Here is a 16,784-nt window from a genome sequence, read left to right as displayed (position 1 = left end):
GTCGCGTGTGGGACCGCCGCGGCGCAGCATGCCGCCGGCGGGCCTGTCACTTCGGTGTCTGGGCCTGCCAAAAACCGGGCAGGGCGGCGAAAAAAAGGCGACCCGTCGTGCGTCGGGTCGCCGGCTTTGCAGGGCTTATGGCTCCTCGTGCGTGAGGCTCAGCCCCAGCGCGCCACGGCGGCGCAGCCAGGGGCTGGGGCGGTAGCGTGGATCGCCATACACGGTCTGCAGGTTGAACAGGACCTCCAGCATGTTGGTGGGGCCCCAGCGGTCGCCCATGGCCAGCGGGCCCACGGGATAGCCCAGGCCCAGGGTCACGGCCTTTTCCAGGTCGGCCGGGCTGCCGATGCCCTGCTGGCAGATGTCGCTGGCGATGTTGACGATGGAGCCCACCACGCGCTGCGTGACGAAGCCGCCGCTGTCGCGGATCACGCTCACGGCCTTGCCGTCGCTGGCAAAAAGCGCATGGGCCGCATCGCGCATGTCGGTGCGCGTGGCCGGCGTGGTGGCCAGCACGCGGCGGCGCGTGTCGGCGTCGGCGATCAGCATGTCGATGCCCATGGTGCGCGTGCAGTCCAGCCGCTCCACGGCAGCCACCGTAGTCACGTCCAGGCCCAGCGGCGCCACCAGGATCAAGGCCTGCTCGGTCGGTGCCTGCGCGGTTTCAATGCGCGCGCCCAGGCTCTTGAGCAACTGGTAGATCTCGTTGCGCCGGGCCGCGCGTGCGGACACCCAGACCGGTGGCAGCGTCTGCACCTGCGGCACGGCAGGCTCGGCAGGCTGCTCGGCGCGGCCTTTTGCATAGCGGTAAAAGCCCTGGCCGGTCTTGCGGCCCAGCAGGCCGGCCGCCACGCGCTGCGCGGCAATGGGGCTGGGGCGGTAGCGCGGCTCCTGGTAGTACTGGTGGTAGATGTGCTCCATCACGGCATGGGTGACATCCAGGCCGGTGAGATCCATCAGCTCGAACGGGCCGAGCTTGAATCCCACCTGCTCGCGCAGGATGCGGTCGATGGTGGCGAAGTCGGCAATGCCTTCCTGCACGATGCGCAGCGCCTCGGTCACATAGCCGCGGCCCAGGTGGTTGACCAGAAAGCCCGGCGTGTCCTGCGCACGCACGGGCGTGTGGCCGAAGCTGCGCGCGAACTGTGCCAGCGTGGCGCAGGTGGCCTCGTCCGTGGCCAGGCCGCGCACGATCTCCACCACCTTCATCAGCGGGGCCGGGTTGAAGAAGTGAAAGCCGGCAAAGCGCTGCGGGTGCTTGAGCGCCGTGGCCAGCGTGGTGATGGACAGGGCCGAGGTATTGCTGGCGATGAGGGTCCCGGGCGCAACGATGGCCTCCAGCTCGCGCAGCAGGGCCTGCTTGGCATCCATGCGCTCGACGATGGCCTCTATTACCAGGTCGCAGTTCTTGAAGGCATCGAGACCGTCCACCACCGTCAGCCGGGCCTTGCAATCTGCGGCCTGCTCACTTGTTATTTTTTGTTTCTTTTGCAGCGTGTCCCACAGCCCAAGCAGCTGTTGTTGCGCTTGTGCGGCAGCACCGGGACGGGCATCCTGCAACAGCACCCTGGCGCCTGCCTGGGCGGCCACATGGGCAATGCCTTGCCCCATGATGCCTGCGCCTATCAGTCCGACGTTTCTGATAGGAGAAATGTTGTTTTGGATCATATACATAGAGGAGGTGTCCTACAGGTGTCTATGCAAAAATGCAAGCGTTCAAAGAAAGGCTGATGTGAGAATTTGTAGCACCATTCTCGGCGTCGCCCTGTCCTCCATGGCCTGGAACGCGTCCGCATTGTCGTTGGGCAGTCCTCGGGGCAACGTGGTGCTGGGCGCTCCGTTCGACCTGGTGGTGGGCTTGCAGCCCGATAGCGGAAACGACGCCGGCAGCTCCTGTGTGCGCGCCGAGCTGCTGGCCGGTGACAGGCCCATCGAATCCTCGCGCGTCAGTGTCAGCCCGACCTCGTCGGGCAAGGCCGTGCGGGTGCAGGCCCGCTATACGGTGGACGAGCCCATCGTGACGCTCAAGCTGTGGGCGGGCTGCGAAGGTGGCGGCATCAGCCGCAGCTATACGCTGCTGGCGCAGCTGCCCGAGTCGGTGGATGCCACGGGCAATCAACCCATCAATGTGCGGGAGCTGGCGGCAGCCCAGCCGGCGCTGGCGGCCGCTGGTGCCGCTTCCGATCCATCTTCGACTTCCTCCCGCCCGGCCGCTGGCCGCAGCGCCCGGGCCGAGTCCAGGCCCGCAGCGGTGCCCGTTGCCAAGGAACCGAAACCCCAGCCCAAGCCAAAGCCCCAGGCCAAGCCCAAGGCGGCGGCCGAGAAATCCAGGCCGCCCGTGGGCGTGACCGCCCAGGCCCAGGCCGGGCAGTTGCAGGCGGGCCTGCGCATCGAACCGCGCCTGCGCATGGAGCCGGTGGAGGAATGGCTGGGCACGGGCGGCACGCCGGGCGCCGCTGGAGCAGCCGGAACACCCGGAACACCCGAAGGCGGCGCCGCATCTGCGGCTCCCATGTTCGATGCCGGCAGCGAGCAGCTGGCCGAGGCCAACAAGCGCGTGCAGGCGCTGGAGGCCGAGATGGCGGCCTTCAAGAAGCGCGACGGCGTGGACCGTGGGCAACTGGCCCAGTTGCGCGCCGAGCTGGACGCAATGCGCCAGGAGTCCGGCGGCTCGTCCTGGCTGTTCAATGCGCTGCTGCTGGCCCTGATTGCCGCCGTGGCCGTGATCGGCTGGATGGCCTGGCGCATGCGCTCGGGTGCTTCGCTTTTCTCGCGCGAGCAGAACGCCTGGCGGGAATCGGTGGAGCGTTCGTCGCAGGACCCCGTGCCGTCGACCCCGCCGCATGCGCGCGATGACGAGATCCACACCCTGCCGCATTCCCTGGATCCCCATAGGCCCACGCGGCCCATGGCCCCCAGCCTGCGTGAGCACCGGCCTGCGGCACCGCAGCAGGACGACCGCCGGGGACCGGATACCCTGGCTTCGCCCTATGTGCAGCGCGGCGCCCAGATGCGCCCCGGCGTGACCTATGAGCTGCATGAGGATGTGGACCCTGGCGACTTCGGCCCGGCCACCATTCCCGTGCCTGTGTCCGTGCATGCCGAGCTGGAAACCGAGCCTGCGCCGCAGGCCCCGGCACCTGTGCGCACATCCGGGCCCGAGGCCATCAAGGCCAGGCGCATGGTGCAGCCCGGCGAACTGTTCGACGTGCAGCAGCAGGCGGAATTCTTCATCTCGGTGGGCGAACACCAGCAGGCCATCGAGCTGCTGCGCTCGCATATCGACACGCATGAGGATTCCTCGCCGCTGGCCTATCTGGAGCTGCTGCACCTGTACTACACGCTGAGCCGCCGCGACGATTTCGACCAGCTGCGCGCGCGTTTTGCCCGGCATTTCAACGCCCGTGTGCCGGCCATGCCGGGCTTTACCGACAAGGGCAGCAGCCTGCTGCAGGGCTATCCCGAGCAACTGGCACGCATCGAGGCCCTGTGGCCCGTGGACGAAGTCGAAACTTGCCTGGCGCACTACCTGTTCAAGCAGGACGGTGCACCCGACCCCGATGCGCCGGCCCCCTTCGATCTGGCGGCCTTCGACGACCTGCTGCTGCTGCTGTCCATTGCGCGCACCTCACCTGCCGGAACACGCGGCGAACCCGGCCCGCGCGAGCGCACCACGCCGCGCATGGTCACGGGCACGGCCGCAGCCGGCGCAACCGCAACCACGGCCGGTGCGGCTGCCTTCACAGCGGCTGCAGAAACCACGCCGGCGCAGGCTCCTGCATCCGCGGCCACGGGCGTGGACTGGATGGCAGAGCTGCAGCCGCCGATAGAACCTGCACAGCCGCAGCCGGGCTCAGTGACGCCGCTGGAGCCGGGCCTGGAGTTCACCCCCATGGACACGCCGCCCCTGTCCACGGGTGCAGTCGGCGGCGGCGACAAGCCTGCGAGCAGCGCACCGGACTCGTTGTCCGCACCGCTGCACTTCGAGCTGCAGCCCCTGAACTTCGATCTGGATCAGGCCGGCCAGCTGCCCGCAGGCCAGGTGCGCGCCGTGCCCCTGGGCGAGGCGCCTTCCTTCATCCACGATGAGTCGGCACCGATGCTGGACATAGACCTCACGGACCTGGGCGAGAACGAGCTGCCGCATGTCGATGTGCCCTCGCGTTTTCCGCCCGTGACGCTGTCGGTGCCCGGCTCGGGTGCCGTGGGTTTCAGCAGCCACAATCTCAAGGCGCCGCTGGACATGGACCTGGCGCTGGACAAGTGGGAGCTGGAGCCGCCCGACACCGTGCGTGAGCACCGTGGCCTGGACGAGCCGCTGAGCCGCTCGGTGGACATGCTGCTGTCGCGCGAGACCGACCCGGCCTTTCGTCGCTCACCACAGGCTCCGTCGCCGCAGGCAGACGACAAGGATCCGCCCAAGGATTGAGGCAGTGCAAAAAAAGGGAGCATCTGCTCCCTTTTTTGTTGGAGTGCCCAGCAAGAACTCAGTCCGCAGCGTGCATGCTGGCGAGCAACTGCTGCGCCGCCGCTTCTGGATCCTCGGCATTGACCAGTGCCCGCACCACGGCCACCGAGCCTACGCCCGTGGCGCGCACGGCCGGGAACTGGTCGGCCGAGATGCCGCCTATGGCCACCAGCGGATAGCGCTGCATCAGCCGCACATAGGCGCCCAGGCGCGCCAGGCCCTGCGGAGCCGTGGCCATTTTCTTGAGTGTGGTGGGGAAGACGGCGCCCAGCGCGATGTAGCTGGGCTGCACCGCATGGGCGCGCACCATTTCGGCATAGCCATGCGTGCTCACGCCCAGGCGCAGGCCCGAGGCGTGGATGGCCTGCAGGTCGGCGCCGGCCAGCGCGTCCAGGTCTTCCTGGCCCACATGCACGCCATAGGCGCCGGCATCGATGGCCTCGCGCCAGTGGTCGTTGATGAAGAGCAGGGCGCCCGTGCCTTCCACGGCGGCCACGGCGGCGCGCACTTCGCGGGCGATGGCGTCGCGGTCCTCGGACTTGAAGCGCAATTGCACGGTGGGCACACCGGCGCGGGCCATGCGTCCCACCCATTGCGCATCGGGCAGCACGCCGTACAGGCCCAGGGACCTTGGACAGTCCGGGAAGGCCAGTGCGGGATCGGCGCCCTCCAGACCGAAGTCGCGCGGATCGTCGGGCCATAGCGTGGCCTCGAAGCGGCCCCTGCGCAGCGTCTGCGCCTGCCAAGCGCAGGCCAGCGTCTCGGCGTCGATGGCGATGAAGCCCAGCGCGCTGCAGGCCTGCAGCGCCGCAAGATAGGCCGGTTCCTGGCGCTGTGCCTGCGGCACGGGCTGCGAGGGCAGGGCGGAGCCTTCAGGGGCGAAGGTGGCGCCGTGCAGGCGCACGATGGCATCTGCCCAGGACTGGATCGAGTCGTTGCTCATGGACGGTCTCCTCAGCCGTGGTGCCAGAACGGCGTGCCCAGCACGGGTGTGCTGGGCTGGGCGGCAGATTGCTCGGCCATGGCGCCGGCGCGATGGGCGGCGTGGCCGGCATTCACGGCATCGGCAAAGGCGCCGGCCATGGCGACGGGATCTTCGGACAGGGCCACGGCCGTGTTCAGCAGCACGGCGTCATAGCCCCACTCCATGACCTGGCAGGCATGGGACGGGCGGCCCAGGCCCGCATCCACGATCAGCGGCACCTTCAGGCGTTCGCGCAGCGTCTGCATGGCATAGGGGTTGACGGGGCCGCGGCCCGTGCCGATGGGCGCCGCCCAGGGCATGACGGCCTGGCAGCCCACATCCACCAGGCGCTGGCACAGCACCAGGTCCTCGGTGGTGTAGGGCAGGACCTGGAAGCCGTCCTTGATGAGGATGGAGGCGGCCTCGACCAGGTTCAGCGTGTCGGGCTGCAGGGTGTAGTCGTCGCCGATCAGCTCCAGCTTGATCCAGGGCGTCTCGAAGACTTCGCGCGCCATCTGGGCCGTGGTCACGGCTTCCTGCACGGTCATGCAGCCGGCGGTGTTGGGCAGCACGGGCACGTTGAGCTTTCTGAGCAGTTCCCAGAAGCTGGCGCCGGTCTCGGCGGCATTGCTGCCCTGGCGGCGCAGCGAGGCCGTGACCATGGCAGGGCGCGCGCGCTGCACGGCAGCTTCGAGCACGGCGGGCGAGGGGTAGCGGGAGGTGCCCAGCAGCAGGCGGCTGTCAAAGCGCTGGCCGTACAGGACCAGGCTGTCGTCGGAGGAAGAGGCGGAAGTCGTCATGGCGTGAGGCAATGGGAGAGTCGGATGGGGCATCAGCCGCCGGTCACCGGCGAGATCACTTCGAGGCGGTCGCCGTCGTTCAGCGCCTGCTCGGCATAGCGGGCCTTGGGTACGAAGACGGTATTGATGGCCACGGCAAAGGGCGGGCGCGGCGCAAGCTGGGCCAGCGCGTCGGCCACGGTGGCTCCGTCGCTCAGTTCGGTCGCTTGCTGGTTGATGGTGATGTTCATGGCGGCTGGGGGGAAACGAAAGGCGGGTACGGGGGCTTGTTCGATCTTAGGCAGGGCCGGGCCTGGCGACCCTGCATGCATGTCCGGTCTGTTGTGCGTGAAAGTGCCGTGCGTGCCGTTCAGGCGGCTGCCTTGTGCTGCGATGGCGCATGCTCGACGGCAACATCGAAGCGGCGGGCCAGTTCGGAATCGCCGCTGTCGAGCAGCTCCAGCACCACGTCCAGCATGGCCGGCGCGATCATGAAGCCATGGCGGTACAGGCCGTTGACCTCCATCACGCGCGGCGCGCTCCAGCGCACGGCCGGCAGATTGTCGGGCAGGGTGGGGCGGCACTGGGTGGCGATCTCGACGATGCGGCCCTCGGCAAAACCCGGATGCACGGTGTAGGCGGCGCTCAGCAGCTCCAGCGTGGAGCGCACGCTGGCCGGCGACATGTCGTCGGACTCGATCTCGGTGGCGCCGATGACGAAGAGGTGGTCCTCCTTGGGCGCAATGTAGATCGGGTAGCGCGGATGGATCAGGCGCGTGGGCCGCTGCAGCGTGACCTCGGGCGCGTGGATGCGCACCACCTCGCCGCGCACGCCGCGCAGCGCGGGCCACTGGCCGCGGGCGCCCAGGCCCCGGCAGTCCAGCACCCAGTCGGGCTGGCCCGGCGTGCCGGGTTGGAAGTCGGCCAGCTCGCGCGGCTGGTTCCAGTGCTGCTCCACGCCCAGGCGGGTCAGCGTGGCGTGGAGCGCGGCCAGCAGCTGGCGGTTGTCCAATTGGCCTTCGTCCTGCAGGTGCATGGCCTGGGCAAAACGCCGCTCAAGCGCGGGCTCGCAGTCGTGCAGGGCCTGGTCGGCCAGCGGCTGCAGCGCGGGAAGGCTGGGGTTGATGCGGCGGTTTTTCTCCAGCAGGCCGAAGAAGCGCTGGGCATCGCCCGCGTCCTGGCGGTGCCAGAGGATGAGGGTGCCGTTTTGCTGGAAGAACACGGGCGCATCGAGCTGGGCCAGCAGTTCGGGCCAGCGCGTCAGGCCGTGCTGGCCCATGCGCACCACGCCGGGCTCGGTGATGGCCGATTCGGCTAGGGGCGCGAGCATGGCGGCTGCCACGCGGGCGGCAGCGCCATCGCCTTCGGGGCCGTGGGCGTCGTATACGGCAATGCCGTGGCCGCGACGGGCCAGCGCCAATGCCAGCAGCCGGCCCATGAGGCCGCCGCCCAGAATGGCGATGCGGGAAGAAGCTTGTAGAACGGACATGTGCATCTGGTGGTCAAGTGCGCCCATGCCCGTGGGACTGCCGGCCGGCTGTCCGCGCACAGGGCATGTGCTGGACAAAACGCGGCGTACCACCCCGATTGATTGAAACTCCCCACGCCAGCATGACCTGGATCGGGTGCAGGGGCGCTGCGCGGCAAGGTGCCTGTGGTGCAGGCTTGTGCGGCAGGGGGCTGGTCGCCCCGGGGCCCCAGGGTGTTTCTCAGTCACGCATCGGTGAGGCGGGCCAGGCCCTGTTTCACCGACGGGACACCCCTGTTTCGTCCGTCAGCAGGCATTACAGCACATCCCGCAGCTGCCGGTATTGACCATGCGCATGGGTGATAATTTTCGCCCATGACTGCCGACCACTCCCCTTCGACCGCCGCATCCCCCGAACCGGCTCCCGCCGCGCGCAAGCGCTATGCCCGCGTGCTCATCATCGCGGGCTCCGACAGCGGTGGCGGCGCCGGCATACAGGCCGACCTCAAGACCTGCAGCGCCCTGGGCTGCTACGGCATGACGGCCATCACGGCCATCACCGTGCAGAACACGCTGGGCGTCAGCGGCATCCACGGCATTCCCGTGGACATACTGCGCGGCCAGATCGATGCGGTGGTCGAGGACATCGGCGCCGACGCCGTCAAGATCGGCATGCTGGCCACGCCCGAGGTGGTGCAGGTGGTGGCCGATGCCATCCGCCGCCACCAGTTGCGCAACGTGGTGCTGGACCCCGTGATGGTGGCCACCAGCGGCGACCGGCTGATTGCGCCGGAAACCGCCTCCGTGCTGGTGCGCGAACTGTTCCCCCTGGCCACCGTGGTCACGCCCAATCTGGACGAGGCGGCGCTGCTGCTGGGCCACTCCATTGAGGGCATAGACGCACTGGACGGCGCCGTGCAGGAACTGCTGGCGCTGGGCGCGCCGGCCGCCTTGCTCAAGGGAGGGCACTTGTCGGGCGATCTGGTGGTGGACCTGCTGGGCCATGGCAACGGCCAGCGGCTGCGCCTGCAGTCGCAGCGCATTGCCACGCACAACGGGCACGGCACGGGCTGCACGCTGTCTTCGGCGATTGCCTCGCACCTGGCGCTGGGCCTGCCGCTGGAGGCGGCCGTGGCCCAGGCGCGCGATTACATCCTGGGCGCGATTGCGGCCGGCGCCGATGTGTTCACGGGCGCCGGCCATGGCCCGCTGAACCACGGCTATGCGCCGCGCGCGCAGGTCGTGGTCAAGGGCTGAACGTTCGGCGCAGCGCCTGGTTCACCAGCCCCAGGTCAGGCTGCGCGCCACCCAGCCCTTTTGGCCGTTGTCGCGCTGGACCTGGGCCCAGGAGCCCTGTTTCCTGAGCGTGCGCACCACTTCCATCTCAGCCAGCTTGCCCACCACGCGATGGTTCTGACCCGGGCCTGCGCGCAGGTTGGCGGTGCGCCCGGTCACCACCATGTGCGGGGTCTTGCCGGTCAGCGGCGCATGCACCCAGCCCAGCGTGCTCTCGTTGTCCCTGACGCGCAGCCACTGGCCCTTGCGCTGCACCACCTGCAGCGGATAGCCCTTGCCCAGCTCCCACAGCGTGGCCGAGCGCGTGGTGGGCTGCTGCCGCACATTGACGCTGGCGCCCTTGACGCTGACGAACTCGCGCGCATGGGCGACGGCCGGGGCCAGGGTGGTGGTGAGGACGGTGAGGGCGGTGGCGGCTGCGGCCAGCCAGCGGGCGGCACGGCGTTGATTGCAAGGCACGGGAACGGGTCTCCTTTCGTTCGAGGTCGGCTGGCGCGCGGAGACTTTCCAGCGCGGGCCGAGCCCAGGGAAAGCGCGTGGGATCAGGCGATGCCGCTATAGTTCCTGAATGAAACTGACGGGCGGTACCCCGGGTTCGCCTGCAATCGCCCGGGCTTGCCGTACGCTTGCCGCACCACAGTGTTTTCCAGGAGGGCTTGTATGCACCATGCTGTTTCCCGATCCGGCGCGCAGGGCCGGCACGCGGCGATTCTGACGGCCTGCCTTGCGGCAGGACTGGCGGATGTCCAGGCGCAGGAGGCCCAGGCCGTTGCCGCAGCCGCCGAGGGCCGCGACGCGGCCAAGGCGCAGGAGGGTGTGGTGAACCGCCCCGAATTCGGCCCCGCGCTGCTGGCGGCCGCCCAGGCGGGCGAAGCGCTGCAGGTGCGCGACTGGCTCAAGCGCGGCGCGCCGGTGGATGTGCGTGATCCGCAGGGCAACACGCCGCTGCTGCTGGCCGTGCGCGGCAACCATGTCGAGGTCGCGCGCTCCTTGCTGGTCCACGGGGCCAATCCCAATCTCAAGAACGACCTGCAGGACAGTGCCTATCTGCTGGCCGGTGCCCTGGGTCGGCTGGAAATCCTGCGCATGACACTGTCCTATGGTGCCGACCTGCAAAGCGTCAACCGCTACGGCGGCACAGCGCTGATCCCCGCCTGCGAGCGCGGCCACGTCGATACCGTGCAGGCCTTGCTGGCGGCCGGTGTGCGGGCCGACCATGTGAACCGGCTGGGCTGGACCTGCCTGCTCGAAGCCGTTTTGCTGGGCGATGGTGGCCCGCGCTACCAGGACATCGTGCGCCAGCTGATCACGGCGAAGGCGGACCTCAGCCTGCCCGACAAGGACGGCGTCACGGCCCTGGCCCACGCTCGCCAGCGCAGCCAGCATGAGGTGGAGCGGCTGCTGCAGGAGGCGGGAGCGCGCTGATCGGCGCAAGCGAAAACGCCTGAGATCGAGGTCTGAACACCAGAATCAGACGGATCTGATTGCTTGGGAAAGGTCTTGTTGCAAATGATTTCCATTTTCAACAAAGGCCCTTGCCATGCGCACTTCAGATTGCCGTTCCCGACCTTTCGTCTCCGGCCCCCAGTCATGCCTTTATTCGGTCTTCGCTGCGGCGCTGGTCACACCTGCATACGCGCAGGATGTGCCCCCTGAGGATCGCCAGGTCCAGCTGGCGCCGGTCACCGTTTCGGGACCGCGCACCACCGGCTCGCGCACCGAGGCATCCGACTCGGTCAAGTACGCCAAGCCGCTGCTGGACGTGCCCCAGACCATTACGGTGGTACCGGGGCAGGTGCTCCAGGAACAGAACGCCCTGAGCCTGCAGCAGGCGCTGTCCAATGTGTCGGGCATCACCTTCAATGCGGGCGAGGGCGGTGCGGGCTCGGGCGACAGCATCAACATCCGCGGCTTCAGCGCCAACGCCAACCTGCAGATCGACGGGCTGCGCGACAGTGGGCAGAACAACCGCAGCGACCTCTTCAACACGGAGTCTGTCGAAGTCATCAAGGGCCCGAACTCGGTCTTTGGCGGGGCAGGCACCTCGGGCGGCAGCATCAACATGATCAGCAAGCAGCCCAAGGCCCATGACTTCACCGAGGCCGACGCAGGCCTGGGCACGGCCAGCTACCGGCGCCTCACGCTCGACACCAACCGGGTGCTGGCTGGCGGCAAGGCCGCCATGCGCCTGAACCTCATGGGCCATGACAGCGACGTGGCCGGGCGCGACACCATCTTCAAGCGGCGCTGGGGTGTGGCGCCCTCGCTGGCTCTGGGATTGAATTCGCCCACGCGCGTGACTCTCAGCTTCTTCCACCAGAACGATGACAATCTTCCCGACTTTGGCGTGCCGGCCTTTCGCGGCAAGATGCTCGATGGCGTCTCGCGCAATGCCTACTTCGGCTGGCGCAACCTTGACCGGGAAAAGATCAGCCAGGATGCCCTGACCGCGAAGATCGAGCATGACTTCGCCTCGGGCGCCAAGCTGCAGAACCTCTCGCGCTACTCGCGGCTGAGCCGCGATACCGTGATCTCTGCCTCGCATGTCGATCTCCGGGGCATGCAGCCTGGCTACTACCGGCCCGCAGGGCCCCAGGCCTATGGCCGCGATGCGGCCACCACCCTGTGGATCAACCAGACCAACCTGACCCAGCGCTTCGACACAGGCGTGCTGGGGCATACGCTGATCACGGGCTTCGAGATCGCGCGCGAGACCTATGACCGCACCACATCTTCCTACAACATCAACCGGCAGTTCCCTGCCGGCGGCTATCCGCTGGCCCGTCCGCCCGGATACTGGACGGGCACCACGGACTTGCAAAACAGCGGAAGGAACGAAACCAGCCTGGACACCCGCGCGCTGTATGCCACCGACTCCATTGCGCTGGGTCCGCGCTGGGATCTGAACCTGGGCCTGCGCTATGACTGGATCGACGGGCGCTCCAACGCCACAACGGCCGCTGGCGTGCGCACCTCGGTGGACAGCTCCGACGGCCGGCTCAGCGGCCGCACGGCCCTGAGCTTCAAGCCCGCCGACAATGGCCGCATCTACCTGGCCTACGGCACGGCCTTCAACCCTTCCGCCGAATTCCTGGTCTCCACGGGCTCGGGCCTGGATGCGGCCACGGCCTCGCTGGCACCCGAGAAGAACACCAGCCTGGAACTGGGAACCAAGTGGGATGTGCTGGACCGCCAGCTGGCGCTGACCGGCGCCCTGTTCCAGGTGGACAAGACCAATGCCCGAGAGCAGATGGCCGATGGCAGCTATCTGCTGGCCGGAGAGCAGCGCGTGCGCGGGCTGGAGCTCGGTGCCGCAGGCAAGGTGACGCCGCAATGGGATGTCTTCGCCAACTACACCTTCATGGCCAGCAAGACCCTCAAGTCATTGAACGAGCCTGCGCGTGTGGGCCAGGCGCTGGGCAATACGCCGCGCCATTCGCTGAACCTGTGGACCACCTATGCATTGCCCCAAGGCTGGACGGTGGGCTATGGGGTGCGCTTCGTGGGCACGCGCAATGTCACCTCGGCAGGCGATGGGAAACTCTCTGCCTATTGGGTGCACAGCGCCATGGTCGGCTATGAACTCAACCGGCAATGGAAGCTCAGGCTCAATCTCGAAAACATCGGCAACAAGGCCTATGTGGCCGGCGTGCGCCAGCGCCTGGGCGAGCAGTCGCGTTCCTCGGCCGTTGAATACGGCGAAGGCCGCACGGCCAGGGTAACGGCAACCTATCAGTTCTGAAGTGCCGGATTGCCCGGGGCCCGACGCTCGGAGTCGGCCGCAGGTAACAATGCGTGCAAGCTGCCCCCCCAGAGGGCAGCTTTTGTTTTTGACAGGGTCATCGGACAAAAAAAGAGCCCGCACAAGGCGGGCTGGTGATGGTCAGGCCGGCGGCAAAAACCGCCGACTCGTACGCATCTTACTGGATCTTGGCCTTTTCGCGCAGCGATTCCTGGAATTGCGCCAGCTTTTGCTGTTGCAGCTGCTGCACGATCTGGGGCTTGACTTCCTCGAACTTGGGCAGTTCGGCCTGACGTGCGTCGTCCAGGCGGATGATGTGGTAGCCGAACTGGGTCTTGACCGGCTCCTGGGTCATCCCACCCTTTTCGAGCTTGATCAGGGCTTCGGAGAACTCGGGCACGTAGTTGCCGGGGTTGGCCCAGTCGAGGTCACCGCCACGGGCGCCGGATCCGGGGTCCTTGGACTCCTTCTTGGCGATGTCTTCAAACTTCTTGCCGGCCTTGATCTCGGCAATGATGGCCTTGGCGCGGTCTTCCGACTCGACCAGGATGTGGCTGGCCTTGTATTCCTTGCCGCTGTTGGCAGCGACGGCCTTGTCGTACTCGGCCTTGGCTTCGGCGTCGGTCACGGGGTTCTTCTTCTGGAAGTCCTCGAACAGCGCGCGGATCAGGATGGTCTGGCGGGCCAGTTCCATCTGCTGCTTGTAGGCTTCGCTGTTGGCCAGGCTGCGCTTGTTGGCTTCCTGCATGAAGATCTCGCGGGCGATGACTTCTTCCTTGATCTGCCCTTCCAGCTCGGGCGTCACGGGGCGGCCGCTTTGCTCGATCTGTTGCTTGAGCGCTTCGGCGCGTGCCTTGGGCACAGCCTTGCCGTTGACGACGGCGATGTTCTGGGCCGAGGCGGACAGGGCCGCGGTGCTCAGCACGGCGGCAGTCACCAGGCTGGTCAGAAGCTGTTTTTTCATGCGAATTCCAGATATGAAGGAAAAATTGATTCTATAGCGCGGATACGCAACAGGCTCCGAATCGTCGGAGCCTGTAAAAGTTCAAAGAACCTCGATGGCGATGGCGTGTGCGCCCTGGTCAATGAATTCTTGCAGCGCATCATACACAAGGCGATGGCGTGCCACGCGTGGCTTGCCTTGAAACAAAGGTGACGCAATGCGCACGCGGAAATGCGTGCCGAAGCCGGTGCCGTTGGCGCCCACATGGCCGGCGTGCTGGTGGCTCTCGTCGATCACTTCCAGGTGATCGGGGGCGAGGCGCTCGCGCAGCACGGCCTGCATGGCTTCGGCGGTGATGGGCAGCGGATGGGCGGGCGCGCTCATGGCTGCTTGTCCTGCTGCACGCCAGGCGGGGGCAGGGCGTCGGGCGTGGCGGCTGCTGCCTCGCCCTTGTCTTCCTGCATGAAGCGGCTCATGTAGATGGCCTGGCCGATCACGAAGACCAGCATCAGCCCCATGCCGCCGAACAGCTTGAAGTTGACCCAGGTGTCGGTGTCGAAGCGGTAGGCGATGACCAGGTTGAGCGCGCCCATGACCGCGAAGAACGCCGCCCAGCTCCAGTTCAGGGTGCGCCATGCGTTGTCGGGCAGTTGCAGCTGCGCGCCCATGACCGAGCGCAGCAGGTTCTTGCGGAACACCAGCTGGCCTATCAACAGGGCGCTGCCCATGAGCCAGTACAGCACGGTGGGCTTCCACTTTATGAAGGTGTCGTTGTGGGCCAGCAAGGTGGCGCCGCCGAAAAGCACGATCACGCCCAGGCTGACCCATTGCATGGGCTCGACCTTGCCGTGGCGCACGCGCAGATAGGCGATCTGGGCAATGGTGGCGACGATGGCCACGGCCGTTGCCGTGTAGATGCCCCAGACCTTGAAGGCGACGAAGAACAGGATGATGGGGAAAAAGTCGATCAGTAACTTCATTGGAAGGTTTCGATGGGCTTGGAGTCAGGCATGGGGCCTGAGCTTGGCAGGCGCATTGTGGCGCAGCCGGCGCGACCCGGCATCGGTGCAGGGCCGCGTGGCCTGGGGTTTTTGCGGGCCTGGAGCCTAGGCCTTGGGCGGCTCGAATTCCAGCGATGCGGAATTCATGCAGTAGCGCAGTCCTGTGTCGGAGGGGCCGTCGGGGAATACATGCCCCAGGTGGGCGCCGCACTGGCTGCAGACGGTTTCGGTGCGCACCATGCCGTGGCTGCGGTCCACGATTTCGGTGATGGCGCCGGGGATGGCGCGGTCGAAGCTGGGCCAGCCGCAGCCGGCATCGAACTTGGTGTCGGAGTCGAACAGCTTGCTGCCGCAGCAGATGCAGTGGTAGCTGCCATCGGCCCAGAACTGTTCATAGCGGCCGGTGAACGGGCGCTCGGTGGCTGCATGGCGTGTCACCTGGAAGGCGGCAGGTTCGGCGCCCTTGGCCTGCAGCTCGGCCTGCCATTCCTGTTCGGTCTTGTGGATGGGAAAGCTCATGATGAACAGCTGATCTCGATGGAGGAAGCCCAGTCGGGCGGGAAGCCTGCCCATTCGGCATGCTCGGCGTGGGGGTCGAACGGAGTCTGCAGCACAGCCAGCAAGTGGCGCACGGGAGCGAAGTCACCGGCCTTTGCGGCGCGGATGGCCATCTCGCCCAGGTGGTTGCGCAGCACGAAGCGCGGATTCGATTCTTGCATCAAAGCGGCGGCCGCCGCGGCATCCGTGCCTGCCAGGTGCCGTGCGTACAGGGCTGCCCAGCGGTCGAAGGCCTCGCGGTCCAGCACCAGGTCGCGCACGGGCTCGAGGTCAAGGTCGAGGTCCGTGCCGGCACTGGCACCGGCAGCCACCGCATCGGTCAGGCGGCTGAAGAAGATGGTGTAGTCCACCGCGTTGTCGGCCATGAGCTGCAGCAGCGGGTTCACCAGGGCGGCAAAGCGCCCCTCGGCGGGCGGCGTGCCTGGCGCATCTTCGGGCAGACCCAGCTTGCGCAGCATGAGGGCGCCATAGGCCTGCGGAAACACCTGCTTGTACGACTCCAGCGCTGCAATGGTCAGTTCCTCTTCGCCGATCAGCGGCAGCAGGGCCTGGCCCAGGCAGTACAGGTTCCAATAGGCCACCTGGGGCTGGCGGTTGAAGGCGTAGCGGCCCTGGGTGTCGCTGTGGTTGCAGATGTGGCCGGGGTTGAAGGCATCGAGAAACTGGAAGGGACCGTAGTCGATGGTCAGGCCCAGGATGCTCATGTTGTCGGTGTTCATCACGCCATGGCAAAAGCCCACGGCCTGCCAGTGCGCCAGCAGCCGCGCCGTGCGCTCGCTCACGGCCTGCAGGAAGTTGGCGTAGGCGTTGCCGACCAGTGCCTCGGCCGTGCGGCATTCGGGGTAGTAGCGGTCGATCACGTAGTCGGCCAGCTGGCGCAGAGGCGCTATCTGGTCGCGCGCCGCAAAGTGCTCGAAATGGCCGAAGCGTATGAAGCTGGGCGCCACGCGCGCCACCACGGCGGCGGTCTCGATCTCTTCGCGGCGAATGGGGGCGGGCGATCCGGTGAGGCTCAGCGCGCGCGTGGTGGGAATGCCCAGGGCGTGCATGGCCTCGCTGCACAGGAACTCGCGGATGGACGAGCGCAGCACGGCGCGCCCGTCGCCCATGCGCGAGTAGGGCGTGCGGCCCGCGCCCTTGAGCTGGATTTCCTGGCCCGAGGCGGTCTCACCCAGCAAGATGGCACGGCCGTCGCCAAGCTGGCCGGCCCAGACGCCGAACTGGTGGCCGCTGTAGACGCTGGCCAGCGGATGGCTGCCGGGCAGCACGGCATTGCCGGTGAGCGCCTGCAGAGCCTCATCGGAGGCCAGCCACTGCGGGTCCAGGCCCAGCAGCTCGGCGGCGCCGGTGCTGGTGGCAATCCAGTGCGGCTCGGGCAACGGCGTGGGGCGCAGATGGGTGAAGAAGTCCGGGCCCAGGGCGGCAAAGCCGTCTTGCCAGGAGATGGGAGGGCGTGGGGAGGTCGCCGGAGCCTGGCCTTCGGCGGCAGCATGCAGGTTCATGCGGGAATTGTCCCCCAGCGCCTATGCCCCGTGGGGCGCAAGGTTCATGCGCGCATTCACCGA

At 67.4% G+C, this 16,784-nt stretch carries 15 protein-coding genes; 4 read left to right on the top strand and 11 right to left on the bottom strand.

The annotated features are described in order from the left end of the window. Positions 1-135 precede the first annotated feature (135 nt). The gene (locus A4F85_RS09090; protein WP_063326378.1) at positions 136-1,674 is read right to left on the bottom strand and encodes a 3-hydroxyacyl-CoA dehydrogenase; all 1,539 of its coding nucleotides are present in this window, start codon (positions 1,672-1,674) and stop codon (positions 136-138) included. Positions 1,675-1,732: 58 nt separating this feature from the next. Between A4F85_RS09090 and A4F85_RS09085 the strand changes: the two genes are divergently transcribed. After that, the gene (locus A4F85_RS09085; protein ID WP_231890507.1) at positions 1,733-4,429 is read left to right on the top strand and encodes a type IV pilus assembly protein FimV; all 2,697 of its coding nucleotides are present in this window, start codon (positions 1,733-1,735) and stop codon (positions 4,427-4,429) included. Positions 4,430-4,487: 58 nt separating this feature from the next. On the opposite strand, the gene thiE is transcribed toward A4F85_RS09085, so the two are convergent. The 4 genes from thiE to A4F85_RS09065 all read right to left on the bottom strand — a co-directional run bounded on the left by thiE (position 4,488) and on the right by A4F85_RS09065 (position 7,700). Then, complete coding sequence (thiE, locus tag A4F85_RS09080; RefSeq protein WP_047219566.1) at positions 4,488-5,411, bottom strand: thiamine phosphate synthase; 924 nt, start codon at positions 5,409-5,411, stop codon at positions 4,488-4,490. 11 nt (positions 5,412-5,422) lie between these two features. After that, complete coding sequence (locus tag A4F85_RS09075; RefSeq protein WP_016446735.1) at positions 5,423-6,232, bottom strand: thiazole synthase; 810 nt, start codon at positions 6,230-6,232, stop codon at positions 5,423-5,425. A gap of 32 nt (positions 6,233-6,264) precedes the next feature. Beyond that, on the bottom strand, positions 6,265-6,462 hold the full coding sequence (thiS, locus tag A4F85_RS09070; protein WP_012205130.1) for a sulfur carrier protein ThiS: 198 nt from the start codon (positions 6,460-6,462) through the stop codon (positions 6,265-6,267). Between the two features lie 119 nt (positions 6,463-6,581). Further along, the gene (locus tag A4F85_RS09065; protein ID WP_082848265.1) at positions 6,582-7,700 is read right to left on the bottom strand and encodes an FAD-dependent oxidoreductase; all 1,119 of its coding nucleotides are present in this window, start codon (positions 7,698-7,700) and stop codon (positions 6,582-6,584) included. Positions 7,701-8,054: 354 nt separating this feature from the next. Here A4F85_RS09065 and thiD point away from each other — a divergent pair, with 354 nt between their 5' ends. Further along, the gene (thiD, locus tag A4F85_RS09060; protein WP_063326376.1) at positions 8,055-8,936 is read left to right on the top strand and encodes a bifunctional hydroxymethylpyrimidine kinase/phosphomethylpyrimidine kinase; all 882 of its coding nucleotides are present in this window, start codon (positions 8,055-8,057) and stop codon (positions 8,934-8,936) included. Between the two features lie 21 nt (positions 8,937-8,957). Here thiD and A4F85_RS09055 read toward each other — a convergent pair whose 3' ends face one another. Then, the gene (locus A4F85_RS09055) at positions 8,958-9,434 is read right to left on the bottom strand and encodes an SH3 domain-containing protein (RefSeq protein ID WP_063326375.1); all 477 of its coding nucleotides are present in this window, start codon (positions 9,432-9,434) and stop codon (positions 8,958-8,960) included. Positions 9,435-9,635: 201 nt separating this feature from the next. On the opposite strand from A4F85_RS09055, the gene A4F85_RS09050 reads away from it, so the two are divergent. Continuing rightward, positions 9,636-10,400, top strand: a complete 765-nt coding sequence (locus A4F85_RS09050; protein ID WP_012205134.1) for an ankyrin repeat domain-containing protein — start codon at positions 9,636-9,638, stop codon at positions 10,398-10,400. A gap of 115 nt (positions 10,401-10,515) precedes the next feature. Next, the gene (locus A4F85_RS09045) at positions 10,516-12,717 is read left to right on the top strand and encodes a TonB-dependent receptor (RefSeq protein WP_063326374.1); all 2,202 of its coding nucleotides are present in this window, start codon (positions 10,516-10,518) and stop codon (positions 12,715-12,717) included. A gap of 178 nt (positions 12,718-12,895) precedes the next feature. Here the strand turns inward: A4F85_RS09045 and A4F85_RS09040 are convergent, their stop codons facing one another. The 5 genes from A4F85_RS09040 to A4F85_RS09020 form a co-directional block, all read right to left on the bottom strand. Further along, positions 12,896-13,681 carry a foldase protein PrsA gene (locus tag A4F85_RS09040; protein WP_012205136.1) on the bottom strand — a complete coding sequence of 262 codons (786 nt, stop codon included), beginning with the start codon at positions 13,679-13,681 and terminating at the stop codon, positions 12,896-12,898. 81 nt (positions 13,682-13,762) lie between these two features. After that, a complete protein-coding gene (locus A4F85_RS09035; protein ID WP_013802780.1) occupies positions 13,763-14,044 on the bottom strand; it encodes a BolA family protein in 282 nt (93 codons plus the stop codon). Next, a complete protein-coding gene (locus A4F85_RS09030) occupies positions 14,041-14,640 on the bottom strand; it encodes a septation protein A (protein WP_013802779.1) in 600 nt (199 codons plus the stop codon). The genes A4F85_RS09035 and A4F85_RS09030 overlap by 4 nt, the downstream gene beginning before the upstream one ends. Before the next feature lie 126 nt (positions 14,641-14,766). Next, complete coding sequence (gene msrB, locus A4F85_RS09025; RefSeq protein ID WP_012205139.1) at positions 14,767-15,180, bottom strand: peptide-methionine (R)-S-oxide reductase MsrB; 414 nt, start codon at positions 15,178-15,180, stop codon at positions 14,767-14,769. Further along, entirely contained in the window at positions 15,177-16,721 is a 1,545-nt protein-coding gene (locus A4F85_RS09020) for a protein adenylyltransferase SelO (RefSeq protein ID WP_063326373.1), read from the bottom strand. Before A4F85_RS09020 ends, msrB begins: the two co-directional genes overlap by 4 nt. Between the last annotated feature and the right edge of the window lie 63 nt (positions 16,722-16,784).

The organism is Delftia sp. GW456-R20 (assembly GCF_001622915.1).
Classification (GTDB): domain Bacteria; phylum Pseudomonadota; class Gammaproteobacteria; order Burkholderiales; family Burkholderiaceae_C; genus Comamonas; species Comamonas acidovorans.
The sequence above is the reverse complement of the archived record's forward strand: the minus strand, read 5'-3'. Positions and strand labels throughout refer to the sequence as shown.

Excerpts from the sequence above, each read along its gene's own strand:
- thiD (WP_063326376.1), top strand. The coding sequence starts at position 8,055 with ATGACTGCCGACCACTCCCCTTCGACCGCCGCATCCCCCGAACCGGCT.
- A4F85_RS09075 (WP_016446735.1), bottom strand. The coding sequence starts at position 6,232 with ATGACGACTTCCGCCTCTTCCTCCGACGACAGCCTGGTCCTGTACGGC.
- A4F85_RS09065 (WP_082848265.1), bottom strand. The coding sequence starts at position 7,700 with ATGTCCGTTCTACAAGCTTCTTCCCGCATCGCCATTCTGGGCGGCGGC.
- A4F85_RS09035 (WP_013802780.1), bottom strand. The coding sequence starts at position 14,044 with ATGAGCGCGCCCGCCCATCCGCTGCCCATCACCGCCGAAGCCATGCAG.
- A4F85_RS09020 (WP_063326373.1), bottom strand. The coding sequence starts at position 16,721 with ATGAACCTGCATGCTGCCGCCGAAGGCCAGGCTCCGGCGACCTCCCCA.
- A4F85_RS09045 (WP_063326374.1), top strand. The coding sequence starts at position 10,516 with ATGCGCACTTCAGATTGCCGTTCCCGACCTTTCGTCTCCGGCCCCCAG.
- thiS (WP_012205130.1), bottom strand. The coding sequence starts at position 6,462 with ATGAACATCACCATCAACCAGCAAGCGACCGAACTGAGCGACGGAGCC.
- A4F85_RS09040 (WP_012205136.1), bottom strand. The coding sequence starts at position 13,681 with ATGAAAAAACAGCTTCTGACCAGCCTGGTGACTGCCGCCGTGCTGAGC.
- thiE (WP_047219566.1), bottom strand. The coding sequence starts at position 5,411 with ATGAGCAACGACTCGATCCAGTCCTGGGCAGATGCCATCGTGCGCCTG.
- A4F85_RS09090 (WP_063326378.1), bottom strand. The coding sequence starts at position 1,674 with ATGTATATGATCCAAAACAACATTTCTCCTATCAGAAACGTCGGACTG.
- A4F85_RS09050 (WP_012205134.1), top strand. The coding sequence starts at position 9,636 with ATGCACCATGCTGTTTCCCGATCCGGCGCGCAGGGCCGGCACGCGGCG.
- A4F85_RS09030 (WP_013802779.1), bottom strand. The coding sequence starts at position 14,640 with ATGAAGTTACTGATCGACTTTTTCCCCATCATCCTGTTCTTCGTCGCC.
- msrB (WP_012205139.1), bottom strand. The coding sequence starts at position 15,180 with ATGAGCTTTCCCATCCACAAGACCGAACAGGAATGGCAGGCCGAGCTG.